Genomic DNA, 22,908 nt, shown 5'->3' with positions numbered 1-22,908 from the left:
GGATCAATGCTCACCACTCGCGCCACTCGTCGGTCAGTTCTGCCCGGTCGATGTTTCGTCGGGCGGTGAGACCGTCGACATCAATACCCGCGTCTGTCAGGACCTCGTCGATGTACTCACACAGCTCCTCGCGCTCGCCCGTCTCGATCGGGCTGTCGTGTTCCTCATCAATCGCGTTAAGAGCCATGACGACCCGCTCGACCGACGCGAAGACCTCGTCGTCTGACGGTGACGAGAAGGACCGAACGTCTGCTTCATAAGCGTCAAGAGCAGTATCGACAGCAGCGATGAATGCCTCTGGCCAGAGGGCCAGGGCGTAGGCCTCATCGTCATCCTCAGCAAGGGTTCCTGCGGCGATGCGGCGTCTCTGGTCCTGCACCTCGCGGCCCCACTTTGCGGTGGGTCGTGTGATCATGACGCGCAGCCTAGCGATGGTGTCTGCGTGCCCGATGCAACGGTCAACACCGGCCAGCGGCGGTCCATCGCAGAGCTTGGCTGTGTTGCCCGTGCCGTGATGACCAGCCGGCACCACGCTCGAGGGCCGCCACTTAACCCGATTCCCAAGCTGACAGTGCGGGTTCGATTCCCGTCACCCGCTCCACGCGAAGGGCCCTGGCCAGGACGACGGTCCCCGCCAGGGCCTTCGATGTTGCTGCGGCCGGCCGCGCCAGCGGCTCCGGCCGTGTCAACATCGCCCGATGCGGACATGGGGCCAGTTGAGCCACGCTGAGCAGTGCCTCATGGTCAACGCGCGGGAGCACGACTTGCTCTCGGGTGTGCTCTACGACTGGCGCACTGATCTCGATTTCACGATCAGGCTGACTCTGGCGCCCACGGAGCTCGCCCCAGTCTTGATCGCCCTGGTCGACGAGGGCCTCGTTGAAGTGCGCCGGTTCACGCCCGAGAACGATGTGGTCGGCACCTACGAGGTCATATCGCCAGCCGACCTGCCTGGCCTTCTGGCCGACCCTGCCGTTTGGGACTACTCCGACCGCGGGTGGGAGAACCGAGACGACGGCCTGGCGATCGTGGAAACACCGGCCGGGCAGGAGCTATCCCGGAGCGACGGCTCACTGGTGCCCAACCTCCAAGCCTCGAATCCTCACCTCGGGTGAGCGCGGCGGATGGTCCGTGCCGATGCCGTGGCTGCACCGCAGGCGGACGGCCCTTCCAAGCGGAACGGGCGCTGATGCTCCCGTGATCGAGTTCTTGATCCGCACAAGGCCACGCACGAATGGCCGGGCATCCACGGACTGAGGTGGGCTTCCCGACGAGCCAGGCGGTTGGCAGCTGTCCTTCGAGGACGACGGCGATATCCGGTCGGCAACGGGGATCCACCGCAGGGGTGTAAGAAACGGCGTGCCGGGGCCATTTCCTGGTGACGGAGTAACCCCGACAGGAAGGGCCGAAGCCAGTGCCAGAGCCCCAACCGGACGATCATTTCACCGCCCTGTACCGGGCGCACCACCGACAGGTGTACGGGTATGCCGTCACGCGAGCCGGACGTCAGCTTGCCGACGAGGTAGTCGCCGAGACGTTCCTGGTGGCCTGGCGGCGGTTGCCGGACCTGCCGAGGGCGACGCCGCTGCCGTGGCTGCTTGCCGTCGCCCGCAACATCGTCGGCGAGCGGTACCGCGCGGAGGAACGGCAGCAGGCCGTCGCTGCCGAGCTGCGCGCGTGGATCACCGACGAGGAGTTGTCCGTCGCCGACGTGGCGGACGGGGTCGCCGAGCGGGCCGCGGTGCTCGCCGCGCTGGCCCGGTTGTCCGACGACGACCGCGAACTGTTGACGCTGGTCGCCTGGCACGGGCTGGCGCCGGACCAGGCAGCTCGGGTCCTCGGCTGCTCGACGGCGACGTACTACGTGCGACTGCATCGCGCTCGCCGTCACCTGAAGAACGCCATGGCTGCCGCCACCGAACCGGAGCGGTCCCGACCCGCCGCCACGCTCGTCCCGAAGGAGTCGACCCGATGAGCCGACACGATGTCATGGAGCTGCTTGCCAAGGCCCGGCCCGCACGACTGGACCCGCCCGCGAATGGGGTCGCGCATCCCGCACAGGCCGTCGCCCACATCGTGGCGAACGCTCCGGCGGCCGATGGGCGCGCCGTGCTTGGTCAGCGCCGCCGGCGCCGGCGTCCACGGGTCGCGCTCGTCGCCACGGTGACGGCGACCGCGACGGCCGTCGCCGCTGTCGTCGTGGCGGTGACGGGACCCGGCGCCGCTCCGCGCGAGGCGCCGAACGCCGCACCGGATGCCGCATCGCCCGCCGTGCCGGACGCCGCATCGCCCGCCGGGCAGGCGCCGATGGACTCGAACCGGTTGCTGCTCGTGGCAGCCGAACGCAGCGAGAGAGCCCCACAGACCGGCGGGCGCTATCTGACCCTCCAGACGGAGAACGGCTACGCGGTGCCCGTGGAGGCCGCGGGCGGCACGTACACCATGTTCGGCCGGACCGGCGGCCAGTATTGGCTGGCCCGCTCCGGCGCGGACGAGAGTTGGGTGTTCTCGCAGTCGCTCGGCGCCTCGCCCGCCACACCGAGCGACGAGGCCGCCTGGCGTCGCAACGGATCCCCGGCCGTCATCTCGATCTCCAAACCGAAGCCGCACGACCTCCGGACTGCCGCTGGTGAGGTCCACCGCGAGCTGGTCGACCCGGCACACCTCTTCGCCCTCGGTGACCGGAACGTGTCCCAGGCGGAGCTCGACGCGCTGCCGACCGATCCGGGCGCCCTCCGCCGCGTACTGCTCGGCCGCTTCGACGGCGGAGGCGGCGACATGCCCGCGGACCGTGACCAGTGGTTGTTCACCGTCGCCGTCCACGTGCTGATCGACCTGCCGGTCAGCAACGGGGTCCGTGCGGGCGCGTACCGCATGCTCGCCACGATGCCCGGGGTGCGTGGGCTGGGAGTCGTCCACGACGTGCGCGGCCGAGCCGGGCAGGCGATCGCGTTCGCGCCTGCCGGCCACCGCAACGGTCTCGAGGTGCGTCTGATCATCGATCCGGACACCGGGCAGGCACTGGCCGAGGAGACGCGCGTGGTGGAGCCGCGTGGCTCGTGGTCGTGGATGGCGCCGGGCGCGCTGTACACGTACGACCTGGTGCTGGCATCGAAGGGCACCGACGAGGATCCGCCCACGGTGGACTGACCTCCTCGAAACTCGTCAGCAGCGAAGGCGCCGGTCGGGACGACAGTCTCGGCCGGGCTTCGCTGCTGCTGGGCGCCGGGTCAGTCGAGCGCTGTCGTGTGCAGGGGGTCGGCGTCACGGCGGGGCAGGGCGGCGAGCCCCAACCCGCAGAGCGCGCAGGCCGCGCCCACCACGAAGAAGAGCAGGAGGGAGGGCTGTCCGAGCCACTCCCAGAGCGGATGCCACACCGGGTGCGGCTCGTCGAGGTGGTGCCGGAGTGTCTGCGGTGCGGCCAGCAGGACCGGCGACCACCAGAGCAGCAGGGTGAACGTGTGCAGGACGCTGACCGCGTTGGCGGCCCGGTGCGGTCGTCCGGTCCGCCGGCTGGCCCAGCCGAACACCAGCCAGCCGGCCGCGGCGCCGAGCAAACCGGCGGCGATCCCGGCGGGCAGCGCCGCGGGTGGTGCCGCCCGCGACAGGCTCACCGTGAGGTACGTGTCGTTGACCGACCGCTCTGCGGGCAACCACAGCTGGAACCCGGTGTCGCCCCGGCGGGCCATGAGGCTGACGTCGCGCGGCCCGCCGGTCGAGGCGCAGCCACCCACCACGCAGGCGGCCTCGGGCACGACGTGCGGCGCGTACACCCGCCACCCGGTCTCCCCGAGCCGGCGTTGTGCGAGCGCGATGATCTCCTGCTGCGTGGCGGGGGCGGTGCCCGTCGCGGCGGCCTCGGTGGCTCCCTGCTGGTACTCGCCGCCGTCGCCCAACAGCAGCGAGTCCACGTTCCGAGGGCGCAACGGCTGCGTGTAGAAGGTGAAGAGCGCGGACCCGGGCCGGATCTCGCCGACCTCGTACCCCGGCAGAACCTCGGCGACGATCGCGGTGGTCTCCGCGCGGCCCGGCAGCGGCCGGGCGGTCTGCCAGGCGGCCCAGCTGGCCAGCGCGGCGCTGAACAGCCCGCAGATGACGGCCGTGAGTGCCGCCCAGGCGACCACCGTGCGGCTGCCCGGGCGGCCGAGCCGTGCCCGCAAGCCGTGCCGGAGCAGGTTGACCGCCTCGCGGACGGTCGGCCGGGTGCGACCCGGTGGCGCCGCGTCGAGCAGCACCGCCACGACCTCGTCGGCGCGGGCCCGCCGCCAGGAGCGCGGGTAGCCGATCAACAGCCGCCGGTAGCGGCGGGCGAGGGCATCGCCGGTCGGCGGCATGGCCGTCCCTTTCAGGTGGTACGCGGGCGGAGGGCGCCCAGTCGGGTCTCGGCCGCGCTGGCCAGCTGGCGGAGCCGGGCGGTCTCGGTTTCGAGGGCTCGTCGTCCGTCGGGCGTGAGCCGGTAGTACCGGCGCAGCCGCCCGTCGACGGTCTCGTCCCGGTCGTGGACGACGTGGCCCTCGGCGGTCAGCCGATCCAGCGCGGTGTAGAGGGTGCCGGGCAGCAGCGTCACCCGACCCTCGGAGAGCGTGGTGACCTCGCGGATGATGCCGTAGCCGTGCCGCGCCCCGCCCGCGAGCGCGGTGAGGATCAGGAACGTGGGCTCACGCATCGGTGCCACCCCGGAACGATATGTCGATGATCGATACATGGTCAAGGGCGTCGGAACGGGGGGCTAGGCTCCGATCATGCGGATTGGCATCGTGATCCTTCCCGACCAGCGCTGGGCCGAGTCGCAGCGACGCTGGCGGCTGGCGGAGGAGTGGGGCTTCGACCACGCCTGGACGTACGACCACCTGGGCTGGCGCGACCTCGTCGACGGCCCCTGGTTCGACTCGATGACCACGCTCACCGCGGCGGCGACCGTCACCTCGCGGATCAGGCTCGGCACGCTGGTCGCGTCGCCCAACTTCCGCCACCCGGCGGCCTTCGCCCGGCAGATCACCGCGCTGGACGACGTCTCCGGTGGGCGGCTGCTTCTCGGCATCGGCGCCGGTGGCATCGGTTTCGACGCCGCCGTGCTCGGCGGCGAGACGCTGCCGCCCCGGCAGCGGGTGGACCGCTTCGCCGAGTTCACCGAGCTGCTCGACCTCGTGCTGCGCGAGGACGGCACCACCTGGCGCGGCGAGTGGTACGCCGCGGTGGACGCCCGGAGCAACCCCGGCTCCGTGCAGACCCCTCGGGTGCCCTTCGTGGTCGCCGCGAACGGCCCGCGCTCGATGCGGCTGGTGAGCCGCTTCGGGCAGGGCTGGGTCACCACCGGCACCGGCGGCGACGACCTCGACGGCTGGTGGGCGGGGGTGAGCGAGCTGACCGCCCGGTTGGACCGGACGCTCGCCGAGACCGGTCGCGACCCGGCCACGATGGACCGTTACCTCTCGCTGGACGCCGCCCCGGTGTTCTCACTGAGCAGTGCCGACTTCTTCGCCGACCAGGTCGGCCGCGCCGCCGACCTGGGCTTCACCGACGTGGTCACGCACTGGCCGCGGGCCAGCAGCTGGTACGCGGGGGACGAGAAGGTCCTGGAGGAAGTGGCGGCCCGGCTGCTCCCCGAGCTGCGCGGCTGACGGCCGACCAGGGCCATACGCCGACGGCGGCTGGCGCCGGAGCCAGCCTCGCGCGCGGCCCCGGCACCGGAGCCGGCCTCCCGCATGGCCCTGGCGCCGGCGGCCTCGCACGGCCCCTCAGGTGCCGATCACACCGTCGTCGGTGGGCTGGAGCCGGAAGCGTATGCAGACGACGTCCGTGTCGTCGGTGACCGGGGTGCCGAGGCGCGCCCAGTAGGCGGCGTGGCCGCTGCGCCAGTCCTCGATCGACCGGTCCCCCTCGCCCTCGGAGCGGGCGAAGTCCCACGTCACGTCCGCGAAGCGGACCACCTCGACGCCGGTGACCTCCACGACACCCACCAGGTGGTCGTCGTCGTCGACGAGGACCAGCCGCTCGCCGACGTGCTCCAGCTCCTCACCTTCGGCGGCGTACTCGCTGCGCAGCCCGGCCGTCGCGGTCTTCACACCGGCGAGCACCAGCGAGTTCAGGGTGCTCCGCAGCTCACCGGGGGTGCCGAGGGCGAGGGTGCGCAGTCCGCCGATCCGAGGCCACATCCTGCCGAGGCTAGGCGAGCACCCGCCGCCGCGCCGCCGCTTTTCACCGCCCGGTCGCCGGGACCGCCGGTCGCGCGCGGGGGCCACGTGGTGGACGCCGGCCGGGTTACGGTGACCCGGAGGGCAGACGGCAAGGGCAGGAGGCGGCCATGGCGGACCGGCGTGCGGTGCTCATCCCCGGTCGGGCCTACGACACCCGGGCCCCGCTCTTCGCGTACGCCGGCGAGGCGCTGCGCCGCGCCGGGTACGACCTCCACGAGATCACCTGGACGGTGCCATCCGGGCTCGCTCAGGACAGTGCCACGGCCTGGGTGGCGGACCAGGTCGCCCCGGCCCTGGACGCACCGACAGACCTCCTCGTCGGGAAGTCGCTCGGCACCTGCGCCTCCGGCGTCGCCGCGGATCGCAGGCTGCCGGCCGTCTGGCTCACGCCGTTGCTGCACCAGCCGGAGGTGATCGAGGCGCTGGCCCGCGCCACCGCTCCGTTCCTGCTGATCGGTGGCACGGGAGACCCGTCCTGGGATCCCTCCGCCGCCCGCCGCCTCACGCCGCACCTCGTGGAGATCCACGAGGCCGACCACTCGCTGATGCTGCCGGGTCCGCTGGCCCGGTCCGCCGAGGCGCTGGGCCGGATCTGCACCGGGATCGAGGAGTTCGCTCGAATCATCTGAGCGGCGTAGCCCGGTCGCAACCAGCATCCACTCGTCGCCGGCGGCGGCGTGGGCGTCCGGCACGGCGTCCTCGTACGCCTCGTCGAGGATCCCGTCGTCCATGCGGCGATCCTCAGACCTCAACCGTCCTTGAGGTCAATTCTCCAGGTCGGCGGCCGTGAGCAGACCGCGTACACGCAGTTCCGTCGCGGTCTCGGGCGGGCAGTCGACCGCGACGGCGGCCGTGCCGACGGGTTCGGCGCCGCGCGCCGCGCAGATGTCGTACAGGGCGCGCACCTGGGCGCCCGTGGCTACCCAGTCGTCCACGACGAGGACCCGGTCGCCGGGGCCGAGGTGCCGTTCCCGTACGGCCAGGTCGACGCGGCGGCCCCGGAAGTCGGGCGGGCTCTGTGCCCAGGTGAGCGGGCCGGCCGGCAGCCGCCCGTCGCCCGGCTTGTGCGCGGGCACGAAGCCCACCCCGAGCGCGGTGGCGGCCAGCGGGCCGACCAGCAGGCCGGTGACGGCCGGTGCCACCACGACGGTGGGCCGGGCGGCGCGGAACGGCTCCACGAGAGCGGGACCGAGCGCCGCCAGCACCTCCGGGTCGCGCCACCAGCCGGAGACGTCGCTGACCAGGTGGCTGGCGGCCGGCCCGGGATCGATCCACCGCAACAGCTCGACGAGACGTTTCCTCAGCTCAGCGGGCACCCGCCCATCCTCCGCCCACGGCGCATCCCGCGTACCACCGGGCCGGCCGGCTGATCAAGCATCGGATGATCGGCTACACGTATGCGAGCAAATGCGGGCATACCACGATGATCACGTTGACTTCGGAAGTACTTCTCTCGTTACGGTCCGACCCGGCTTGTTCGACGGACGAAAGGACGGGGCCGGTGGCTGGTAGGCACTCCCGTACCCGCAGGAACCTCTCGCCGGCCGGCATCGCGGCGACCGCGGCGGTCGGCGTCGCGCTGGCGGTCGGCGGCACGGTCGGCGCCGTGCACCTGACCTCGGGTACGTCGGCGTCCCGGCCGGTCGCCGTCGACCTCACGCCCACCACCGTGGCGAGCAGCGCCGCGGCCCCCAGCTCGCCGGCCACGTCGCCGAGCCTGAGCGCCACCCCGAGCGCGAGCGCCAGCCCGAGTACGACCCCGAGCGCCACCCGCTCCCCGCAGGCCGCCTCCCGGGGCAAGGCGCGTACGGCCGCCCCGAAGCCGTCGGCCACGAAGACCACGCCGAAGCCGAGCGTCGTGGACAGCGGTTCCTGTGGCGCGTCCTTCTACTCGGACGGTCAGTTGACGGCCAACGGGGAGAACTTCAACCCGGACGCGCTGACCGCGGCGCACAAGACCCTGCCGTTCGACACGAAGGTCCGGGTGACCAACCCGGCGAACGGCAAGTCGGTCACCGTACGCATCAACGACCGGGGCCCGTTCGTCGACGGCCGTTGCCTCGACCTGTCCCGGGCCGCGTTCGCGAGCATCGCCTCCGTGGACGTGGGCGCGTTGACCGTGCGGTACGAGGTTCTCGGCTGAACGGATGCCGGACGTCGATCCGGTCCGGGTGACGGACCGGCCGGACAGAACCTCCTCGGACGACGGGCCAGGTTCATTCACCCGTTCACGTCGATCAGGCATGCTGTCCCTCGTACGTACGCATCCCTTCCAGTCGGGCCGTAGCCCGCTGAGCCCCGGATCCCGCGCCGGTCTCGGCGCGGCCCTCGTCCTGCTCGCGATCGTCTCCGCGGTCGAGTTGGCGGACGGTCGGCCGGCGCACTACATCGCCCTCATGGTGGCCGCTCCCTTCCTGGCCGCCGCGCTGGCGTCCTGGCGGGTGGTCCTCGGCGTCGGCGTCGCGGCCACCGCGATCGGTGCCACCTTCGCGGTCTGCGACTGGTCGATCTCCCTGGTCAACGGGGTGAACGTGGCCGGCATCGCGTTGGCCACCGGGATCGCGGCGGCGGTGGCCTCGGTGCGGCAGCGGCAGGCCGAGCAGATCGCCGAGCTGTCCAAGCTCGCGGCGGTGGCGCAGCAGGCGGTGCTGCGTCCGCTCGGTCCGCAGGTCGGCACGCTCTCGGTGGCCGGCCGGTACATCTCGTCCACCGCCACCGCGGAGATCGGCGGTGACCTGTACGAGGCGATCGACACCCCGTACGGCGTTCGCATGATCATCGGTGACGTGCGGGGCAAGGGGCTGGAGGCGGTCCGGCTGGCCAGCATCGTGCTCGGCTCCTACCGGCACGTGGCGTACGAGCGGGCCGACCTGCGGGCCATCGTCGCCGACCTGGACCGGGCGGTGGCCCGCAGCGTCGGCGACGAGGACTTCGTGACCGCGGCGCTGGTCGAGGAGCGGGGCGGCACGCTCACCATCGTCAACTGTGGACACCCGCCGCCGCTGCTGCTGCGGCGCGGCGCGGTGATCCCGCTGGAACCGCCTGCGCCGGCGCCGCCGCTCGGCTTCATGCCCGTGGTGCGGCCGCGGGTCGAACGGCTGGAGCCCGGCGACCGGCTGCTGCTCTTCACCGACGGGCTCGGCGAGGCCCGCCGTGACGGCGAGTTCTTCCCGACGGCCGACCGGGCGTGGCGGCTGCTCGGCCACGGTACGGTCGCCGACGGCCTGGCCTCGCTGGAGACCGCGCTGGTCGAGTGGGTGCACGGCCGCCTCGACGACGACATCGCGCTGGTCCTCATGGAGTACGCGGGCCCGCGTACCGGTGCGACGACGGCCGTGCCGAGCTGGGAGGTCGGCGCGGCCGAGAGTTGACGGGCGCGGAAACCGGAAGTGTGAGATCGCTGTCACTTCGCCGATCATCTTGTCGCTGGCTACCCGTGGGTAATAGAGTCGCGGTTACTGATCGGTAACACGTGTCCGGAAGCGGGGCCAGCGAGCATGACGCACTACAAGAGCAACCTGCGGGACCTCGAGTTCAACCTCTTCGAGGTCTTCGGCGCGGACCAGGCGTTCGGTCGGGAGCCCTACTCCGAGCTCGACGTCGACACCGCGCGCAGTTTCCTCGCCGAGGTCGACCGCCTCGCCCGCGAGGACCTGGCCGCCAGCTACACGGACAGCGACCGCAACCCGCCGGTCTTCGACCCGGCCACCCACACGGCGCCCCTGCCCGAGGCGTTCAAGAAGTCGTACCGGGCGTTCATGGAGTCGGAGTTCTGGCGGCTCGACCTCCCGCCGGAGCTGAACGGCACCAACGCGCCCCGGGCCCTCTGGTGGGCACTCGCCGAGCTGGTGCTCGGCTCGAACGCCCCGATCTGGATGTACGCGTCCGGCCCGTCGTTCGCGCACGTCCTGCACGTCGAGGGCACCGAGCGGCAGAAGAGGTGGGCCAAGCTCTTCATCGAGAAGCAGTGGGGCTCGACCATGGTGCTCACCGAGCCGGACGCCGGCTCGGACGTCGGCGCCGGCCGTACGCGGGCCATCCCGCAGCCGGACGGCTCGTGGCACATCGAGGGTGTGAAGCGCTTCATCACCTCGGGTGAGCACGACCTCACCGACAACATCGTCCACTATGTGCTGGCCCGACCGGTGGGCGTCGAGGGCGTCGGCGGCCCGGGCACCAAGGGGCTGTCGCTCTTCGTGGTGCCGAAGTTCCACTTCGACGAGGAGACCGGCGAGCTGGGCGAGCGCAACGGCGTCTTCGCCACGAACGTCGAGCACAAGATGGGCATCAAGGTCTCGAACACCTGCGAGATGACGTTCGGCGAGCACGGCGTGCCGGCCAAGGGTTGGCTGCTGGGCGACAAGCACGACGGCATCCGACAGATGTTCATGATCATCGAGTACGCCCGGATGATGGTCGGCACCAAGGCGATCGCCACCCTCTCCACCGGCTACCTGAACGCGCTCGAGTACGCGAAGAACCGCGTCCAGGGCGCTGACCTCGTCCAGCAGGCCGACAAGACCGCCCCGCGGGTCACCATCACCCACCACCCGGACGTGCGGCGTTCGCTGCTGCTCCAGAAGTCGTACGCCGAGGGCCTGCGGGCGCTGGTGCTCTACACCGCGTCCTGGCAGGACAAGGTGGCCATCGCCGAGGCGGCCGGTGACGAGAAGGCGACCAAGCTCGCCAAGCGCGTCAACGACCTGCTCCTCCCGCTCGTGAAGGGCGTCGGCTCGGAGCGGGCGTACGAGCTGCTCGGCCACGAGGCGCTGCAGACCTTCGGTGGCTCCGGCTTCCTCCAGGACTACCCGCTGGAGCAGTACGTCCGCGACTCCAAGATCGACACGCTGTACGAGGGCACCACGGCCATCCAGAGCCTCGACCTCGTCTTCCGGAAGATCGTCCGGGACAACGGCAGGGCGCTCATGGCCGTCGCCGGCGAGATTCAGGAGTTCATCACCTCCGAGGGTGGCAACGGGCAGCTCAAGGAGGAGCGGCAGGCGCTCGGCAAGGCGCTGACCGAGGTCCAGACCATCCTGGGCGTGATGACCGGCTGGCTGGGTGAGGCCCAGGCCGGCGAGGCGCGGGCCCTCTACAGGGTGGGGCTCAGCAGCCGCCGGTTCCTGCTGGCGATCGGCGACCTGGTCGTGGGCTGGCTGCTCCAGAAGCAGGCCGAGGTCGCGCTCCGGGCCCTGAACGGCGAGGTCTCCGCCGCCGACAAGGCGTTCTACACCGGCAAGGTGGCCGCCGCCCGGTTCTTCGCCCGTGAGGTGCTGCCCCGCATCGGCGCCGACCGGCGGATCATCGAGAACGCCGACCTGGACATCATGGACCTCCCCGAAGAGGCCTTCTGATCCCCACCGTCCAAGTGCGGACGGGCGTAGACCCCCGTCCCGCACGTCCCCGTCGATCTTGCACTTTCGGCCCGGACCTTAGGGCATGAAACGCCCATAACGGGGGCCGAAAGTGCAAGATCGCGGGGGTGGGGGACGGGGTCCGGGGTGAGGTCGGGGTGTTATTCGGGGCGGGGTCTCCGGGTAGCCGGCCGTCGTGGCGGGTAACCCGCGCGGGACCACCACGGAACACGCCCGGACCCATCGCACGGGGGAGTCCAACGGACATGGGCATTGGAAGTGGGATCTTCCTGATCGCGATCGGCGCGATCCTCACCTTCGCCATCAGAGCCAACGTCTGGTGGGTCGACCTGCGCGCGGTCGGCTGGGTGTTCATCCTGGCCGGGTTGGCCGTCCTGCTCACCACGCTCTGGTTCTGGCAGGACCGGCGCAAGCGCGCCCGCACGCTGATCGTCGAGGAGAACCGGCTGTCGCACCCCAGCGCGATGATGCCGCCGCCTCCCGACCCGCCGCCGCCGACCGCGCCGCCGTCCTGAGCCACCCACCGCTGAGCCATCCGCCGACCGGCGGGTGGCTCAGCTGCGTGCGGTGTACCGGTCGGTGAGGTCCGCGCCACCCCGGTCCAGGTCGGCCCACCCGGGCGCGCTCCGGTGCACCGCGAGGTCGGTCGTGCGCAACCCGTCCGGGTCGGCCCGTTGCGGGTCGAGCAGGGCGGACAGCAGCGAGATGCCGGGGTTGTGCGCGACAAGCAGCACCGTACGGGCCGACGGGTCCACGCGCCGGATCAGCGCCAGCAGATCTTCCGGGTGCGCCTCGTACGCGTCCTCGGAGTACCGGACCTCCGGGCGGGGACCGGCCGAGCCGCCCTCGGGTGGCGCACCCGTCATCCCCATCGCCACACCGTGCCAGGTCTCCCGCGTGCGACGGGAGGTCGAGCAGAGCACGACGTCCGGCAGCAGCCCGTGCTTGGCGAGCCAGGCGCCGGCGGCCTCCGCGTCGGCCCGCCCCCGGGCGGTGAGCGGACGATCCGCGTCCGGCACGTCCTCCGCCTGCTCGGCCCTCGAGTGCCGCAGCAGCACCAGTGTGCGTCCCTCGGCGTACGCGTCCGTCATGGCACCAGCTTGCCCGATTGGCGATCACGGTGCCGGGGTAAGTCGATGGATGCCGCAACCTCACCGATGGCCGCGGCGGGAAGTAGCGCCAGCAGAGAGCCGAGGAGGCGACGATGGGCATTGGTGGCAGCATTTTCCTGATCGCACTGGGTGCGATCTTCGCGTTCGCCGTGGAGGCCGACCTCGGTTGGCTGAACCTGGCCGTCGTCGGGTGGGTGCTGATGCTCGCGGGCGTCGCCGGCCTGCTCGTCACCCTCTACTTCTGGAACAACCGCCGGCGCACCGTGGTGACCACGGCGCCGGTCCGCGAGGACCGCGTGGTGACCGACCGCGTCGTGCCGGCGCAGGACCGGGTGGTGCAGGAGTACCGCGAGGTGCGGCGGCCGGGCCCCACCGTCTGACCCCAGCCACCCTCCGAGGGTCCCGCGGCGCTGCGGGGCCCTCGGTGCGTGTCCGAGGCCGGCCGCACCCGGTCGCCGTTCCGGCACGGCGGCCGCGCGCCGCCTCCGCCACGGCGGCCGAGCACCGCCCTCCGGCACGGCGGCCAGCGAGGCTCAGGCGAAGAGGGCGAAGTAGATGGCCACGTGGTGGCAGATGGCGGCCACCAGGGTGCAGGCGTGGAAGAACTCGTGGTGGCCGAAGACCGTGGGCCAGGGGTTCGGCCGGCGCAGCGCGTAGAACACCGCGCCCGCGCTGTAGGCCGCGCCGCCCGCGAGCAGCAGCACCAGAGCCGTCACGCCGCCCTCGTGCAGGATCTGCGGCAGCATGGCCACGGCCACCCAGCCGAGCGCCAGGTAGAGCGGTGCGGAGACCCAGCGCGGCGCGTGCGGCCAGATCATCTTGACGGCCACGCCCGCGAGCGCGCCGCCCCAGACCACGGAGAGCATGATGGTCGCCCACCGCCGGTCCAGCAGCAGGACGCAGAACGGGGTGTACGTGCCGGCGATGAACACGAAGATCATCGAGTGGTCCATCCGGCGCATGATCTGGTAGCCGCGCTCCGACCACACGCGACGGTGGTAGAGCGCGCTGGTGCCGAAGAGCCCGCACACGGTCAGGCTGTAGACGACGCAACTCACGAACGGGGCCCAGCCGGGCCGGGTGGCGGCGATCGAGCAGAGCACGATGCCGCAGACCAGGGCCACGAAGAAGGCGTACGCGTGCAGCCAGCCGCGCATCCGGGGCTTGCCGATGTCGGCCGGCTTGAGGCGGAGCGGTGCGGAGGTGGTCACGCCCATCAGGTTACGGCACCGTAGGTTACCTGTAGGTAGTGCATCGCGTCACGCGGGCGGTGTTCACCGACCCGCGGGTCGGCCAAGATGGCGGGATGCGGATCCGGCGCGTCGGCGCGTACGCCCTGCTGCTCGACTGCGGCGAGCCCGGGGAGAGCGACGTGGCCGGCCGGGTCGAGGCGTGGCGGGCGGAGCTGGCCCGCCGGCGCGACCGGGGCGAGCTGACCGCCGTGGAAATCGTCCCGGCGGCGGCCACCGTCCTGCTCGACGGCGTGCCGGACCCGGCGGCCGCCGCCCGGCTGATCGCCGGCTGGACGCCGGACCCGGTCACCGTCGCCGGCGCGACCCACCTCGTCGAGGTGCCCGTCACGTACGACGGCACGGACCTGCCGGCCGTCGCGGAGCACTGGGCCACCAGCGTCCCGGACGTCGTGGACCGGTTGACGGCCACCGAATTCCGGGTGGCGTTCTGCGGTTTCGCCCCCGGGTTCCCCTACCTCACCGGTCTGCCCGCCGCGCTCGCGCTGCCCCGGCTGCCGACCCCGCGACCCCGGGTGCCGGCCGGCTCCGTGGCCCTCGCCGGCCCGTACGCGGGGATCTACCCGAGCGCCTCCCCCGGCGGGTGGCGGCTGGTCGGCCGGACCCGGATGGTCCTCTTCGACGTCGCGGCCGACCCGCCCGCCCGGCTCACTCCGGGCACCCGCGTCCGGCTGGTGCCCGCGTGACGAACGGAAGCGGCGACCTCCACGTGCTCTCCGCCGGAGCGCTCACCACCGTGCAGGATCTCGGCCGGCCCGGCTACGCGCACCTCGGCGTGCCCCGCGCCGGCGCGCTCGACCCCGCCGCGCTGCGGCTGGCCAACCGGCTGGTCGGCAACCCCGAGGACGCCGCCGGGTTGGAGATCACGCTGACCGGCTGCGCGCTGCGACTGACCCGCGCCGCCACGGTGGCCGTCACGGGCGCCGAGACCGACGTCCGGATCGGCCCGCGCCCCGGCGACACCGGCCGTCCGCTCGCCGTGCCGGCCGGAGCGGTGCTGCGCGTCGGGCCGGCCCGCCGGGGCGTACGCAGCTGGCTGGCCGTGTCCGGCGGGATCGACGTGCCGCCCGTGCTCGGCAGCCGGGCCACCGACACGCTCTCCGGGCTCGGCCCGCCCCCACTGCGCGACGGCGACCGGCTGCCCCTCGGCGCCCCGACCGGGCCGCCCCCGGGGGTCGACCTGACCGTCACGCCACCGCCCGCCGAGGAGCTGCGGCTTGTCGTCCGGCTCGGCCCGCGACAGGACTGGTTCACGTCCGCCGCGCTCGACCGGCTGCTCGGCACGCCGTACACCGTGAGCTCCCTGAGCAACCGGGTCGGCGCGCGACTGGCCGGCGCGGCCCTGCCCCGCGCGGTCACCGGCGAACTGCCCAGCGAGGGGATCGTGCTCGGCGCGGTGCAGGTGCCGGCGGACGGCCAACCGCTGGTCTTCCTCGCCGACCACCCCACCACCGGCGGCTACCCGGTCATCGGGGTGGTGGACGACGTGACCCCGCTCGCGCAGGCCCGCCCAGGCACTACCGTCAGGTTCCATGGACCTCAACGCTGACCTGGGTGAGGGATTCGGCATCTGGCGACTCGGCGACGACGAAGCGCTGCTGAGCCTCGTGACCTCCGCGAACGTCGCCTGCGGCTTCCACGGCGGCGACGCGCCCACCATGCGGCGGGTCTGCGCGGAGGCGGCGCGGCGCGGGGTCGCGGTGGGCGCCCAGGTCGGCTACCGGGACCTGGCCGGGTTCGGCCGCCGGCACATCGCGTACGACTTCGCGGAGCTGCGCGACGAGATCACCTACCAGCTCGGCGCCCTGGAGGCGTTCTGCCGCGTGTTCGGCACGCGGGTGCGGTACCTGAAACCGCACGGCGCGCTCTACCACGCGGCGGCGCACGACGAGTCGCAGGCCGCGGCCGTGGTGGCGGCGGTCAGCGAGTACGACCACGAGCTGCCGCTGCTCTGCTCGCCCGGCTCGACCCTGGCCCAGCTCGCGGTCGGCGCCGGGCTGCGGGTCGTCGCCGAGGGCTTCGCCGACCGCGGCTACCTGCCCAGCGGCACCCTCGTGCCCCGGAACGCGCCGGGCGCGCTGGTCACCGACCCGGACCAGGTCGCCGAACGGGCGGTGCGGATGGCCACCGAGCGGACCGTGGTGGCGGTCGACGGCACCGTCGTGCCCTGCCCGGTCGAGTCGATCTGCCTGCACGGGGACAGCCCCGGCGCGGTCGCCTCCGCCGAGATGGTGCGTGCCGCGCTCATCGACGCGGGCGTGCCGCTGGGCGCGTTCACCGGGTGAACCCGGCCCCGGCGCTCACGCACCGGGGCCGGCGTGCGGCGGTCGCCCGCCACCAGGGTGTCAGGCGTCCATACCGCGCAACACGAGCGGCAGGCGGGCCGTGCCGGTGTCGACGACCCGGACCGGCACACCCCAGTCCTGCCGCGTGAGGTGGCAGGCCGCGTGCTCGACGTCGACGTCGCAGGTCGCCGCCTGGGCGGTCACCTGGAGCACCCCACCGGTCACCTCGCCGTTCAGCACGAGGCGGCGGGACAGCTCGGTGGACGTGCCGGCGCCCTCGAGCAGCAGCTCGGGCGGCGAGGCCGAGACCACCACCCGGGTCGACGGTCCGTACGTCTCGTCCAGCTTCTGCCCGGGCGCCGGGGTGAAAATGACGTCCAGGGTCACCTCGCCGGCCGCCACATCGGTCGGCTTTCGCTCGGTGCGGTGCCGGGGCCCGTCCACCGTGCTCGCGCCGGCCGCGGAGAGGGCGCCCGGCGCCAGCCGGGTGAGCCGGTGCGCGGCGGACTCCACCACGAGCACCTCGCCGTCCGGGGTGAGCACCAGGTCGCTGGGCTCGGCCAGGCCTCCCGCCACCGTGGAGACCTGGTCGGTCGCCGGGTCGAAGCGGCGCACGGCGCCGTTGTACGTGTCGGCGATCAGCACCGAGCCGTCGGGCAGCGCGCACACGCCGAGCGGGTGCTGGAGCAGCGCCGACCCGGCCGGCCCGTCGACGTGGCCGAAGTCGAAGAGGCCCTGCCCGACCGCCGTGCCCATCTTCCCGTCCTCGACGTACCGGATGGCACTGGTCTCGCTGTCGGCCACCCACAGCCGGACGCCGTCGGCGGACACGGACAGCCCGGACGGCTGGGCCATCCACGCCTCGGACAGCGGGCCGTCGCGCAGCGCCTCGACAGTGGTGCCCGCGTACATGCCGGCGGTCCGCTTGATCGGGTCGAACCACCAGAGCTGGTGGATGCCCGCCATGGCGATGACGACCCGGTCGTCGTACCAGGCCAGGTCCCAGGGCGAGGACAGGTCGACCGCGCGGGCGTCGTGGGCGTGGTCGTCCACCGTCGAGCGCCACTGCCGTCCGGTTCCGGCCACCGTGACCACCTCGCCGGTCGCCAGCCGCACGCCGCGCAGCAGGTGATTGACGGTGTCCGCGACGACCAGGTCGTAGCCGGCCACCTCGGCCACGGCCGGCGGCAGCAGGCAGAGCCCCTGCGGCTCGGAGAAGGTGGCCGCCCCGGCCGGCCCGTCGGCCCGCCCCCGCTCGCCCGAGCCGATCCGGCGGACCAGGGTCTCGGCGTCCGGCGCGAGTTCGGCGAGCGAGTGCCGCGCCGAGTCGGACACCAGCAGGTTGCCGTTCTCCAGCACCACGGCCTTGCCCGGGAAGCGCAGGGTGGTCTCCGGCTCGGCCGGCGGGACGTACGGGCCGTCGCCCCGGTGCAGGGTGCCCTTCGCCTCGTGGGTGGCGATCAGCTCGTCGACGAGACGGGCCAGCCCCTCGGCGTGCCCCTCGCCGGCCATGGTGGCCACCACGTACCCCTCGGGATCGATCACCGACAGGGTCGGCCACGCGCGGGCCGCGTACTGCTGCCACATGTCCAGCTCGGGGTCGTCGAGCACGGGGTGGTGCACGCCGTACCGCTCGACGGCCGCCGCCAGCGCGGCCGCGTCCTTCTCGTGCTCGAACTTCGGCGAGTGGACCCCGATCACCACGAGCACGTCGCCGTACTTCTCCTCGAGCGGGCGCAGCTCGTCGAGCACGTGCAGGCAGTTGATGCAGCAGAAGGTCCAGAAGTCGGCAATCACAATCTTGCCGCGAAGGTCCGCGAGGGTGAGATCGCGGCCGCCGGTGTTCAACCAGCCCCGGCCGCGCAGCTCGGGAGCCCGTACTCGTGCGCTCATGTGCCCAGTCTGCCGGACCGGGAGGGTTGCGCCGGGCGGTACCCCGAGCGGGGTCGATCACACCTGCGGCCACCGAAAACGCCGGCGGGGCCACGGTCGTCCCGTGGCCCCGCCGGCGTTTCCGGTGTTACTGGCCGGCCGCGGCCGGCTTCAGGCAGAGCACCCGGTTGGGCCCGTCACCCGGCAGCACCACCTGGGGCTGGGCCGGGTCGCCGCACTTGTCCTTGCTGTCGACCTTCGACACGACGGTGAACGCGTCCGCCTCGCCGCAGTCGGCCGGGGCCGCGCCCTCGCCTGACTTCTTCACGCAGGTGCCTACCGCCGGGTTGAAGTCCGGCTCCTGGCTGCCGCCGACCTTGCCGAGCAGGAAGAGCAGGCCGAGGGGCACGGCGAGGATCAGCACGGCGGCGGTCAGCACCGCGGCCAGCACCCGGCCGTTGCGGACCTTCGGCGCCGGCGCCTCGGTCTTCGGCTCCTCGTCCGGCTTGAACGCGTCGAACCGGTTCTGCTCGCCCGCCGGCTCGGCCTGCGGCCAGGACGGACCCGGCTGCTGCTGGGGCGGCGGGGGGAAGGCGGGCGGGAAGGCGCTGGTGGGCTCCGGCACCGGGGGCGGGCCGTAGCCCGGCGGCACTCCCGGCACGCCGGGATCACCGGGTGGCGGCCCGAACGGGTCGCCGGGCCGCTCGGCTCCCGGGTGCGGGCGCACACCGTTGACGGGCCGGTTGCTGCTCGGCGCGTCGGCGAAGGACGGAAGGCCCGGAGGGAAGGCCGGCGGCGCGGGCGGGGCCGCCTCCGCGTAGCCGCTCGGCGCCTGCATGCGGTCGTCGAACCGGGGATCCGGACCCGGCTCGGGCCGCCGCTCGACGCCGTACCCGTCCGGCTCGGCCTGCTCCGGCTCGTCCGCCGGCTCGGGTCGGGCGGGGCGGCCGTACACCCGGGGCTGCGGCGCGGGCGCAGCGGCCGGCATGGCCTGGTCGTTCGGGGGCACCACGCGGCTGGCCAGCGGCACGGCGGCGCTCGCCGTGGCGCGACCGGCCGCCGAGTCCGGCAGCGCCGCGCCCGACTCGGGCGACGTGCGCGGCGCGGGCACGACCGGGCCGGCGGGCGAGGAGGGCTCGTCGCCGCGGGCGTCCGCCTGCTGCCCCCAGACGGCCGGCTCCGACTCGTAGGCCGGGCCGGGCTGGTCGGCCTGCGGCCAGTCGCCCCGCTCGGACGGCGTGCCGTAGGTCGCCGGCTGGACCTCCGCCGGTGACCCGTAGTCGGCCGGCGGCGCGGCAGCCAGGCTGGCGCCGGGCACCCGCTGCTCCTGCGGCGGCAGGGGCACGGCGTTCGCCGGTGAGATCCCCGGCGCCGGGCCGGGCTGGTAGACCGGAGGCTCCTCGGCCGGGCGGGCCGGGTCGGCCGCGGCTCCCCAAGCCTCGCCGGCCGCCCACGGTTCCACGTCCGGGACCGAGGACCGGTCGGCGGGGTTCCGCTGCGGAAGACTTCCGGTGCCGGGCGCTCCCGCGCTGGCCCGCGTGGGGGCGGTGCCCGGCTCGGCCGCCCAACCGCCGGAACGGTTCGGGTCGCCGGCGGAGCCGCCCCAGCCGGCCGAGCCCGTGTCGTCGGGGGATCGGTCCTGGTCCTGGTTGAGCAGCCAGTCGGGCTGCTGGCGCGGCCGGTCGTCGGGCGTCGGGGCGGCACCCCATCCCGCCGGTTGGCCGGCGCCGGCCGGCTGGTTCGCGGCGCCGCCCGGCCAGCCGCCGGCGCCCGGCGCGTCCTGCTGGTTCGTGGCGCTGCCCGGCCAGCCGCCGGCGCCCGGCGCATCCTGCTGGTTCGCGGCGCCCCCCGGCCACCCGCCGGCCCCCGCCGCGTCCTGCTGGGGAGCCCAGCCGCCGCGGCCCGGGTCGTCCGCGGCGGGCACCTGCGCCGCGCCGCGCGCGCTCTGCTCGGCCTGTGCCCATCCCGGCGCGCCCTGGTCGGCCTGCGCCCAGGCGGGCTGGTCGGTCTGCTGCTGGCCACCGGCCCAGGCGGCGGAAGCGTTGTCCGGCGCGCCGTTGCCCCAGCCACCGTTCGCCGGCTGCTCGCCCGGGTGCCCCCCGGCGGCCCAGCCGCCGTTCGCCTGGCCCGACTGGGGCCAGCCCGCGCCGGCCTGGTCGTCCTGCGACGCCGCGGCGCCGGGCTCCGGCTGGGGCCACCCGCCGGAGCGGGCGGAGTCGTCCTGGGGCCAGCCCTGCGGCGGCGCCGCGGGCGCGGGCACCTGAGCCGCACCCCGGGCGCCGGGCTGCGCCTGCGCCCACGCGGGCTGCTCGGCCGCGCCGCCCCAGGCGGCCTGCGGAGCGCCGGTCGCGCCCCACGGCGCGGGCTGCCCCGGCTCCGTGGCCGGCGGTGTCTGCGCCGCGCCCCACGCGGGTGGCTGGTCCTGCTGAGCCGCCCAGGCCGGGGCGGACGGGTTGGGGGAACCTGCTGGCGGCGGGGGCGCCCAACCCAGGTCGGGGCCGGTGGCGCCGTAGCCGTTGCCCGGCTGCGCCGGGCGGTCGCCGTACGGCGCCGGTCCGCCGGCGCCCGGCGACACCTCATCCGGCTCCTGGCCGGGGTGGTGCGGGCCCTCGGACGTCATCGGTGCGCCTCCTCCATCACATGTCGGCCGCCCGTGCCGATCGGTCTACTCGGCATGGCTGCCGGCGTTGCCGGCGTACCGGCCGTGCCGGGCTCCCCGCACCGTATCCGGTGACCCGCCTACGGCCGTCGGGGAGCACCGGTCGTCACTGCCCGTGCCCGGACGATGTCGAACCGCTTCTATCGGCTCGGACCTGTCGCGGTCGCGGGGCGACGACCGAAGCCCACCGTACCGGGCGCTGCGGCGAGGTGGAATCCCGGTGCCAATGGGCTGGAAACGCCGATGACCCGCCCGAGGCGCCCGGGCGGGTCATCGATCTGGAGGAGGTGAGGAATGTCGTGGTGCGTCAGCTCATGTGACGCTGGGCGATCGCGAGGATCTCCTCGCGGACGGCCGGCGAGTTGGCGGAACGCAGCGCGTGCTCGATGGCGCGAGCGCGGCGGCTGGCGTCGCGGCGGGTCCGGATCCGGTCGATCATGCTCATGGTGGTCTCTCCTCCTGGGCTATTCGGTTGTCGACCCCTTGATGCCTCCATTCAACCGCATCTGGACCCCAACTTCCATCGATTATTAGGTGAGCTGCGACACGAGCCTAACAATCAAAGGTAGATTGCCTTGCCGACCGACGGTTTCGTCGCCCAACGGACACGGCCGGTGTGCCGGGGGTTAACCCCTGACACACCGGCCGTGGCTGGTGCGGCGGACCGGTCAGGTCCAGGCGAGCAGCGCCGCCTCCGGGTCGGCGAGGAAGTCCCCGACGTCCCGGAGGAACTTCGAGCCGAGCTCACCGTCGATGATCCGGTGGTCGAAGGAGAGGCCGAGCGTCGTGACCTGTCGCGGCCGGACCTTGCCCTTGTGCACCCAGGGCATCTCCCGGACGGCGCCGAAGGCCAGGATCGCCGACTCGCCCGGGGGCAGGATCGGCGTGCCGGTGTCCACCCCGAACACTCCGACGTTCGTGATCGTCAGCGTGCCGCCGGACATGTCGGCCGGCGAGGTGCGCCCGGCCTTGGCCGTCTGCACCAGGTCGGTCAGCGCGTCCGCCAGCTCGCGGAGGGACAGCCGCCCCGCGTCCTTGATGTTCGGCACGATGAGGCCGCGCTCCGTGGCCGCCGCGATGCCCAGGTTGACGTACTCCTTGACGACGATCTCGTCGCCCGCCCAGGTCGAGTTGACCATCGGGTGCCGCTTCACCGCGAGCAGGACGGCCTTGGCGACCAGCAGCAGCGGCGAGACCCGGACGTCGCGCCACTCCCGCCGGTTGCGGAGCCGGTCCAGCGCCTTCATGGTCCGCGTGACGTCGACGGTCAGGAACTCCGTCACGTGCGGGGCCGTGAACGCCGAACGGGACATGTTCTCGGCCGTGAGCTTGCGTACCCCCTTGACGGGGATGCGCTGCTCCCGGTCCGCGCCGAAGCTCGCCGCGGCGGTGACCGTGGCGGGAAGCGACGCGGGCTCGGCGGCGGCCGACGCGGCGCGCTGCACGTCCTCCCGGGTGATCGAGCCCAGCGGGCCCGAGCCGGTCAGCGTGCCGAGGTCGACGCCGAGATCCTTGGCGAGCTTGCGCACCGGCGGCTTGGCCAGCACGCCCGCCGTACCGCCGTGACCGTTGCGGTCCGGCACGACGGCCGGCGCCGGCGCCGGGGCGGGCGCCGGAACCGCCGGCGCCGCCGCGACGGGGGCCGGAGCCGCCGCAGCGGTGGTCGCCTGCGCCGGGACGGCGCCCTTGCGCGGGCGGCGCTTTGCCGCGGTGTTGCGCGGGCCGTAGCCGACCAGCACCGGGGTCCGCCCAGCGGGAGCGGGGCCACCGACCAGACCGGGCTCCACCATGCCCTCGGACGGCGCCACCTCGACCGCGGCCAGCGAGGCGGCCGACGGGGTGGGCAGGTCGCCGTTCGGCTGGCCGGTGGTCGACGGCGCGACCGGAGCGTCCAGCGGCCCGGCGTCCGGGTCGGTGTCGATCGCGATGATCGGGCTGCCCACCTCGACGGTGGTGCCCTCCGGATGGAAGATCGTCTGCACCCGGCCGGCCCACTTCGCCGGGATCTCCACGGCCGCCTTGGCCGTCTCCACCTCGACGATGGGCTGGTTCAGCTCGATGACGTCGCCGACCTTCACGAGCCAGCTGAGGATCTCGCCCTCGGTCAGGCCCTCGCCCAGGTCGGGCAGGTTGAACTCCTTGATCCGCGACATGCCGC

The 22,908-nt window shown here is 73.5% G+C and carries 24 protein-coding genes; 13 read left to right on the top strand and 11 right to left on the bottom strand.

Annotated features, from left to right (window positions below; all coding sequences use genetic code 11):
• Positions 1 to 10: 10 nt before the first annotated feature.
• Positions 11 to 415, bottom strand: a complete 405-nt coding sequence (locus tag ACSNOA_RS01980) for a hypothetical protein (protein ID WP_436655598.1) — start codon at positions 413 to 415, stop codon at positions 11 to 13.
• A gap of 325 nt (positions 416 to 740) precedes the next feature.
• On the opposite strand from ACSNOA_RS01980, the gene ACSNOA_RS01975 reads away from it, so the two are divergent.
• The 3 genes from ACSNOA_RS01975 (at position 741) to ACSNOA_RS01965 (ending at position 3,150) form a co-directional block, all read left to right on the top strand.
• Positions 741 to 1,115, top strand: coding sequence for a hypothetical protein (locus ACSNOA_RS01975; RefSeq protein WP_436655596.1), 375 nt, complete (start codon positions 741 to 743; stop codon positions 1,113 to 1,115).
• Between the two features lie 299 nt (positions 1,116 to 1,414).
• Positions 1,415 to 1,975: an RNA polymerase sigma factor gene (locus ACSNOA_RS01970; protein ID WP_436655594.1), complete on the top strand. Its 561-nt coding sequence runs from the start codon at positions 1,415 to 1,417 to the stop codon at positions 1,973 to 1,975.
• Positions 1,972 to 3,150: a CU044_5270 family protein gene (locus ACSNOA_RS01965; RefSeq protein ID WP_436655592.1), complete on the top strand. Its 1,179-nt coding sequence runs from the start codon at positions 1,972 to 1,974 to the stop codon at positions 3,148 to 3,150. The genes ACSNOA_RS01970 and ACSNOA_RS01965 overlap by 4 nt, the downstream gene beginning before the upstream one ends.
• 80 nt (positions 3,151 to 3,230) lie before the next feature.
• Here ACSNOA_RS01965 and ACSNOA_RS01960 read toward each other — a convergent pair whose 3' ends face one another.
• Positions 3,231 to 4,334 (bottom strand): hypothetical protein, encoded by a 1,104-nt coding sequence (locus tag ACSNOA_RS01960; RefSeq protein ID WP_436655590.1) that lies wholly within the window; start codon positions 4,332 to 4,334, stop codon positions 3,231 to 3,233.
• An 11-nt stretch (positions 4,335 to 4,345) separates the two neighbouring features.
• Positions 4,346 to 4,666, bottom strand: a complete 321-nt coding sequence (locus ACSNOA_RS01955) for a PadR family transcriptional regulator (protein ID WP_436655588.1) — start codon at positions 4,664 to 4,666, stop codon at positions 4,346 to 4,348.
• A 76-nt stretch (positions 4,667 to 4,742) separates the two neighbouring features.
• On the opposite strand from ACSNOA_RS01955, the gene ACSNOA_RS01950 reads away from it, so the two are divergent.
• On the top strand, positions 4,743 to 5,621 hold the full coding sequence (locus ACSNOA_RS01950) for an LLM class flavin-dependent oxidoreductase (protein ID WP_436655586.1): 879 nt from the start codon (positions 4,743 to 4,745) through the stop codon (positions 5,619 to 5,621).
• 117 nt (positions 5,622 to 5,738) lie between these two features.
• Here ACSNOA_RS01950 and ACSNOA_RS01945 read toward each other — a convergent pair whose 3' ends face one another.
• A complete protein-coding gene (locus ACSNOA_RS01945) occupies positions 5,739 to 6,155 on the bottom strand; it encodes an ASCH domain-containing protein (RefSeq protein ID WP_436655584.1) in 417 nt (138 codons plus the stop codon).
• Between the two features lie 149 nt (positions 6,156 to 6,304).
• Here ACSNOA_RS01945 and ACSNOA_RS01940 point away from each other — a divergent pair, with 149 nt between their 5' ends.
• Positions 6,305 to 6,826, top strand: coding sequence for an alpha/beta hydrolase (locus ACSNOA_RS01940; RefSeq protein WP_436655582.1), 522 nt, complete (start codon positions 6,305 to 6,307; stop codon positions 6,824 to 6,826).
• Between the two features lie 135 nt (positions 6,827 to 6,961).
• Here the strand turns inward: ACSNOA_RS01940 and ACSNOA_RS01935 are convergent, their stop codons facing one another.
• Positions 6,962 to 7,513: a phosphoribosyltransferase family protein gene (locus ACSNOA_RS01935; protein WP_436655580.1), complete on the bottom strand. Its 552-nt coding sequence runs from the start codon at positions 7,511 to 7,513 to the stop codon at positions 6,962 to 6,964.
• 185 nt (positions 7,514 to 7,698) lie between these two features.
• On the opposite strand from ACSNOA_RS01935, the gene ACSNOA_RS01930 reads away from it, so the two are divergent.
• From ACSNOA_RS01930 to ACSNOA_RS01915, 4 genes are all read left to right on the top strand, one after another.
• On the top strand, positions 7,699 to 8,340 hold the full coding sequence (locus ACSNOA_RS01930) for a septal ring lytic transglycosylase RlpA family protein (RefSeq protein WP_436655578.1): 642 nt from the start codon (positions 7,699 to 7,701) through the stop codon (positions 8,338 to 8,340).
• 100 nt (positions 8,341 to 8,440) lie between these two features.
• Positions 8,441 to 9,568 (top strand): PP2C family protein-serine/threonine phosphatase, encoded by a 1,128-nt coding sequence (locus ACSNOA_RS01925; protein WP_436655576.1) that lies wholly within the window; start codon positions 8,441 to 8,443, stop codon positions 9,566 to 9,568.
• 126 nt (positions 9,569 to 9,694) lie between these two features.
• Positions 9,695 to 11,551, top strand: a complete 1,857-nt coding sequence (locus tag ACSNOA_RS01920; protein ID WP_436655574.1) for an acyl-CoA dehydrogenase — start codon at positions 9,695 to 9,697, stop codon at positions 11,549 to 11,551.
• 266 nt (positions 11,552 to 11,817) lie between these two features.
• The gene (locus ACSNOA_RS01915) at positions 11,818 to 12,087 is read left to right on the top strand and encodes a DUF6458 family protein (RefSeq protein ID WP_436655572.1); all 270 of its coding nucleotides are present in this window, start codon (positions 11,818 to 11,820) and stop codon (positions 12,085 to 12,087) included.
• A gap of 39 nt (positions 12,088 to 12,126) precedes the next feature.
• Here ACSNOA_RS01915 and ACSNOA_RS01910 read toward each other — a convergent pair whose 3' ends face one another.
• On the bottom strand, positions 12,127 to 12,663 hold the full coding sequence (locus ACSNOA_RS01910; RefSeq protein WP_436655570.1) for a SixA phosphatase family protein: 537 nt from the start codon (positions 12,661 to 12,663) through the stop codon (positions 12,127 to 12,129).
• Between the two features lie 113 nt (positions 12,664 to 12,776).
• Here ACSNOA_RS01910 and ACSNOA_RS01905 point away from each other — a divergent pair, with 113 nt between their 5' ends.
• Positions 12,777 to 13,064 carry a DUF6458 family protein gene (locus ACSNOA_RS01905; RefSeq protein ID WP_436655568.1) on the top strand — a complete coding sequence of 96 codons (288 nt, stop codon included), beginning with the start codon at positions 12,777 to 12,779 and terminating at the stop codon, positions 13,062 to 13,064.
• A gap of 153 nt (positions 13,065 to 13,217) precedes the next feature.
• Here ACSNOA_RS01905 and trhA read toward each other — a convergent pair whose 3' ends face one another.
• The gene (gene trhA, locus ACSNOA_RS01900; RefSeq protein ID WP_436655566.1) at positions 13,218 to 13,895 is read right to left on the bottom strand and encodes a PAQR family membrane homeostasis protein TrhA; all 678 of its coding nucleotides are present in this window, start codon (positions 13,893 to 13,895) and stop codon (positions 13,218 to 13,220) included.
• 95 nt (positions 13,896 to 13,990) lie between these two features.
• Between trhA and ACSNOA_RS01895 the strand changes: the two genes are divergently transcribed.
• From ACSNOA_RS01895 to ACSNOA_RS01885, 3 genes are read left to right on the top strand one after another with little or no spacing between them, the layout of a single operon-like run.
• Positions 13,991 to 14,620 carry a 5-oxoprolinase subunit B family protein gene (locus ACSNOA_RS01895; RefSeq protein ID WP_436655564.1) on the top strand — a complete coding sequence of 210 codons (630 nt, stop codon included), beginning with the start codon at positions 13,991 to 13,993 and terminating at the stop codon, positions 14,618 to 14,620.
• Entirely contained in the window at positions 14,617 to 15,483 is an 867-nt protein-coding gene (locus tag ACSNOA_RS01890) for a biotin-dependent carboxyltransferase family protein (RefSeq protein WP_436655562.1), read from the top strand. The genes ACSNOA_RS01895 and ACSNOA_RS01890 overlap by 4 nt, the downstream gene beginning before the upstream one ends.
• The gene (locus ACSNOA_RS01885; RefSeq protein WP_436655560.1) at positions 15,467 to 16,219 is read left to right on the top strand and encodes a LamB/YcsF family protein; all 753 of its coding nucleotides are present in this window, start codon (positions 15,467 to 15,469) and stop codon (positions 16,217 to 16,219) included. The genes ACSNOA_RS01890 and ACSNOA_RS01885 overlap by 17 nt, the downstream gene beginning before the upstream one ends.
• A 60-nt stretch (positions 16,220 to 16,279) precedes the next feature.
• On the opposite strand, the gene ACSNOA_RS01880 is transcribed toward ACSNOA_RS01885, so the two are convergent.
• The 4 genes from ACSNOA_RS01880 to ACSNOA_RS01865 all read right to left on the bottom strand — a co-directional run bounded on the left by ACSNOA_RS01880 (position 16,280) and on the right by ACSNOA_RS01865 (position 22,903).
• Positions 16,280 to 18,112, bottom strand: coding sequence for an NHL domain-containing thioredoxin family protein (locus tag ACSNOA_RS01880; protein ID WP_436655558.1), 1,833 nt, complete (start codon positions 18,110 to 18,112; stop codon positions 16,280 to 16,282).
• Between the two features lie 127 nt (positions 18,113 to 18,239).
• Positions 18,240 to 20,711, bottom strand: coding sequence for an LppU/SCO3897 family protein (locus ACSNOA_RS01875; protein ID WP_436655556.1), 2,472 nt, complete (start codon positions 20,709 to 20,711; stop codon positions 18,240 to 18,242).
• 346 nt (positions 20,712 to 21,057) lie between these two features.
• Positions 21,058 to 21,195: a hypothetical protein gene (locus ACSNOA_RS01870; RefSeq protein WP_436655554.1), complete on the bottom strand. Its 138-nt coding sequence runs from the start codon at positions 21,193 to 21,195 to the stop codon at positions 21,058 to 21,060.
• Positions 21,196 to 21,418: 223 nt separating this feature from the next.
• Entirely contained in the window at positions 21,419 to 22,903 is a 1,485-nt protein-coding gene (locus ACSNOA_RS01865) for a dihydrolipoamide acetyltransferase family protein (protein ID WP_436656187.1), read from the bottom strand.
• Positions 22,904 to 22,908: the final 5 nt, after the last annotated feature.

The organism is Micromonospora sp. URMC 103 (genome assembly GCF_051386435.1).
GTDB lineage: Bacteria > Actinomycetota > Actinomycetes > Mycobacteriales > Micromonosporaceae > Micromonospora.
This window is presented reverse-complemented; position numbering and strand designations above follow the sequence as displayed.

Excerpts from the sequence above, each read along its gene's own strand:
- ACSNOA_RS01980 (WP_436655598.1), bottom strand. The coding sequence starts at position 415 with ATGATCACACGACCCACCGCAAAGTGGGGCCGCGAGGTGCAGGACCAG.
- ACSNOA_RS01975 (WP_436655596.1), top strand. The coding sequence starts at position 741 with ATGGTCAACGCGCGGGAGCACGACTTGCTCTCGGGTGTGCTCTACGAC.
- ACSNOA_RS01965 (WP_436655592.1), top strand. The coding sequence starts at position 1,972 with ATGAGCCGACACGATGTCATGGAGCTGCTTGCCAAGGCCCGGCCCGCA.
- ACSNOA_RS01960 (WP_436655590.1), bottom strand. The coding sequence starts at position 4,334 with ATGCCGCCGACCGGCGATGCCCTCGCCCGCCGCTACCGGCGGCTGTTG.
- ACSNOA_RS01955 (WP_436655588.1), bottom strand. The coding sequence starts at position 4,666 with ATGCGTGAGCCCACGTTCCTGATCCTCACCGCGCTCGCGGGCGGGGCG.
- ACSNOA_RS01950 (WP_436655586.1), top strand. The coding sequence starts at position 4,743 with ATGCGGATTGGCATCGTGATCCTTCCCGACCAGCGCTGGGCCGAGTCG.
- ACSNOA_RS01945 (WP_436655584.1), bottom strand. The coding sequence starts at position 6,155 with ATGTGGCCTCGGATCGGCGGACTGCGCACCCTCGCCCTCGGCACCCCC.
- ACSNOA_RS01940 (WP_436655582.1), top strand. The coding sequence starts at position 6,305 with ATGGCGGACCGGCGTGCGGTGCTCATCCCCGGTCGGGCCTACGACACC.
- ACSNOA_RS01925 (WP_436655576.1), top strand. The coding sequence starts at position 8,441 with ATGCTGTCCCTCGTACGTACGCATCCCTTCCAGTCGGGCCGTAGCCCG.
- ACSNOA_RS01920 (WP_436655574.1), top strand. The coding sequence starts at position 9,695 with ATGACGCACTACAAGAGCAACCTGCGGGACCTCGAGTTCAACCTCTTC.
- ACSNOA_RS01915 (WP_436655572.1), top strand. The coding sequence starts at position 11,818 with ATGGGCATTGGAAGTGGGATCTTCCTGATCGCGATCGGCGCGATCCTC.
- ACSNOA_RS01910 (WP_436655570.1), bottom strand. The coding sequence starts at position 12,663 with ATGACGGACGCGTACGCCGAGGGACGCACACTGGTGCTGCTGCGGCAC.
- ACSNOA_RS01905 (WP_436655568.1), top strand. The coding sequence starts at position 12,777 with ATGGGCATTGGTGGCAGCATTTTCCTGATCGCACTGGGTGCGATCTTC.
- ACSNOA_RS01895 (WP_436655564.1), top strand. The coding sequence starts at position 13,991 with ATGCGGATCCGGCGCGTCGGCGCGTACGCCCTGCTGCTCGACTGCGGC.
- ACSNOA_RS01885 (WP_436655560.1), top strand. The coding sequence starts at position 15,467 with ATGGACCTCAACGCTGACCTGGGTGAGGGATTCGGCATCTGGCGACTC.
- ACSNOA_RS01880 (WP_436655558.1), bottom strand. The coding sequence starts at position 18,112 with ATGAGCGCACGAGTACGGGCTCCCGAGCTGCGCGGCCGGGGCTGGTTG.
- ACSNOA_RS01875 (WP_436655556.1), bottom strand. The coding sequence starts at position 20,711 with ATGACGTCCGAGGGCCCGCACCACCCCGGCCAGGAGCCGGATGAGGTG.
- ACSNOA_RS01870 (WP_436655554.1), bottom strand. The coding sequence starts at position 21,195 with ATGAGCATGATCGACCGGATCCGGACCCGCCGCGACGCCAGCCGCCGC.
- ACSNOA_RS01865 (WP_436656187.1), bottom strand. The coding sequence starts at position 22,903 with ATGTCGCGGATCAAGGAGTTCAACCTGCCCGACCTGGGCGAGGGCCTG.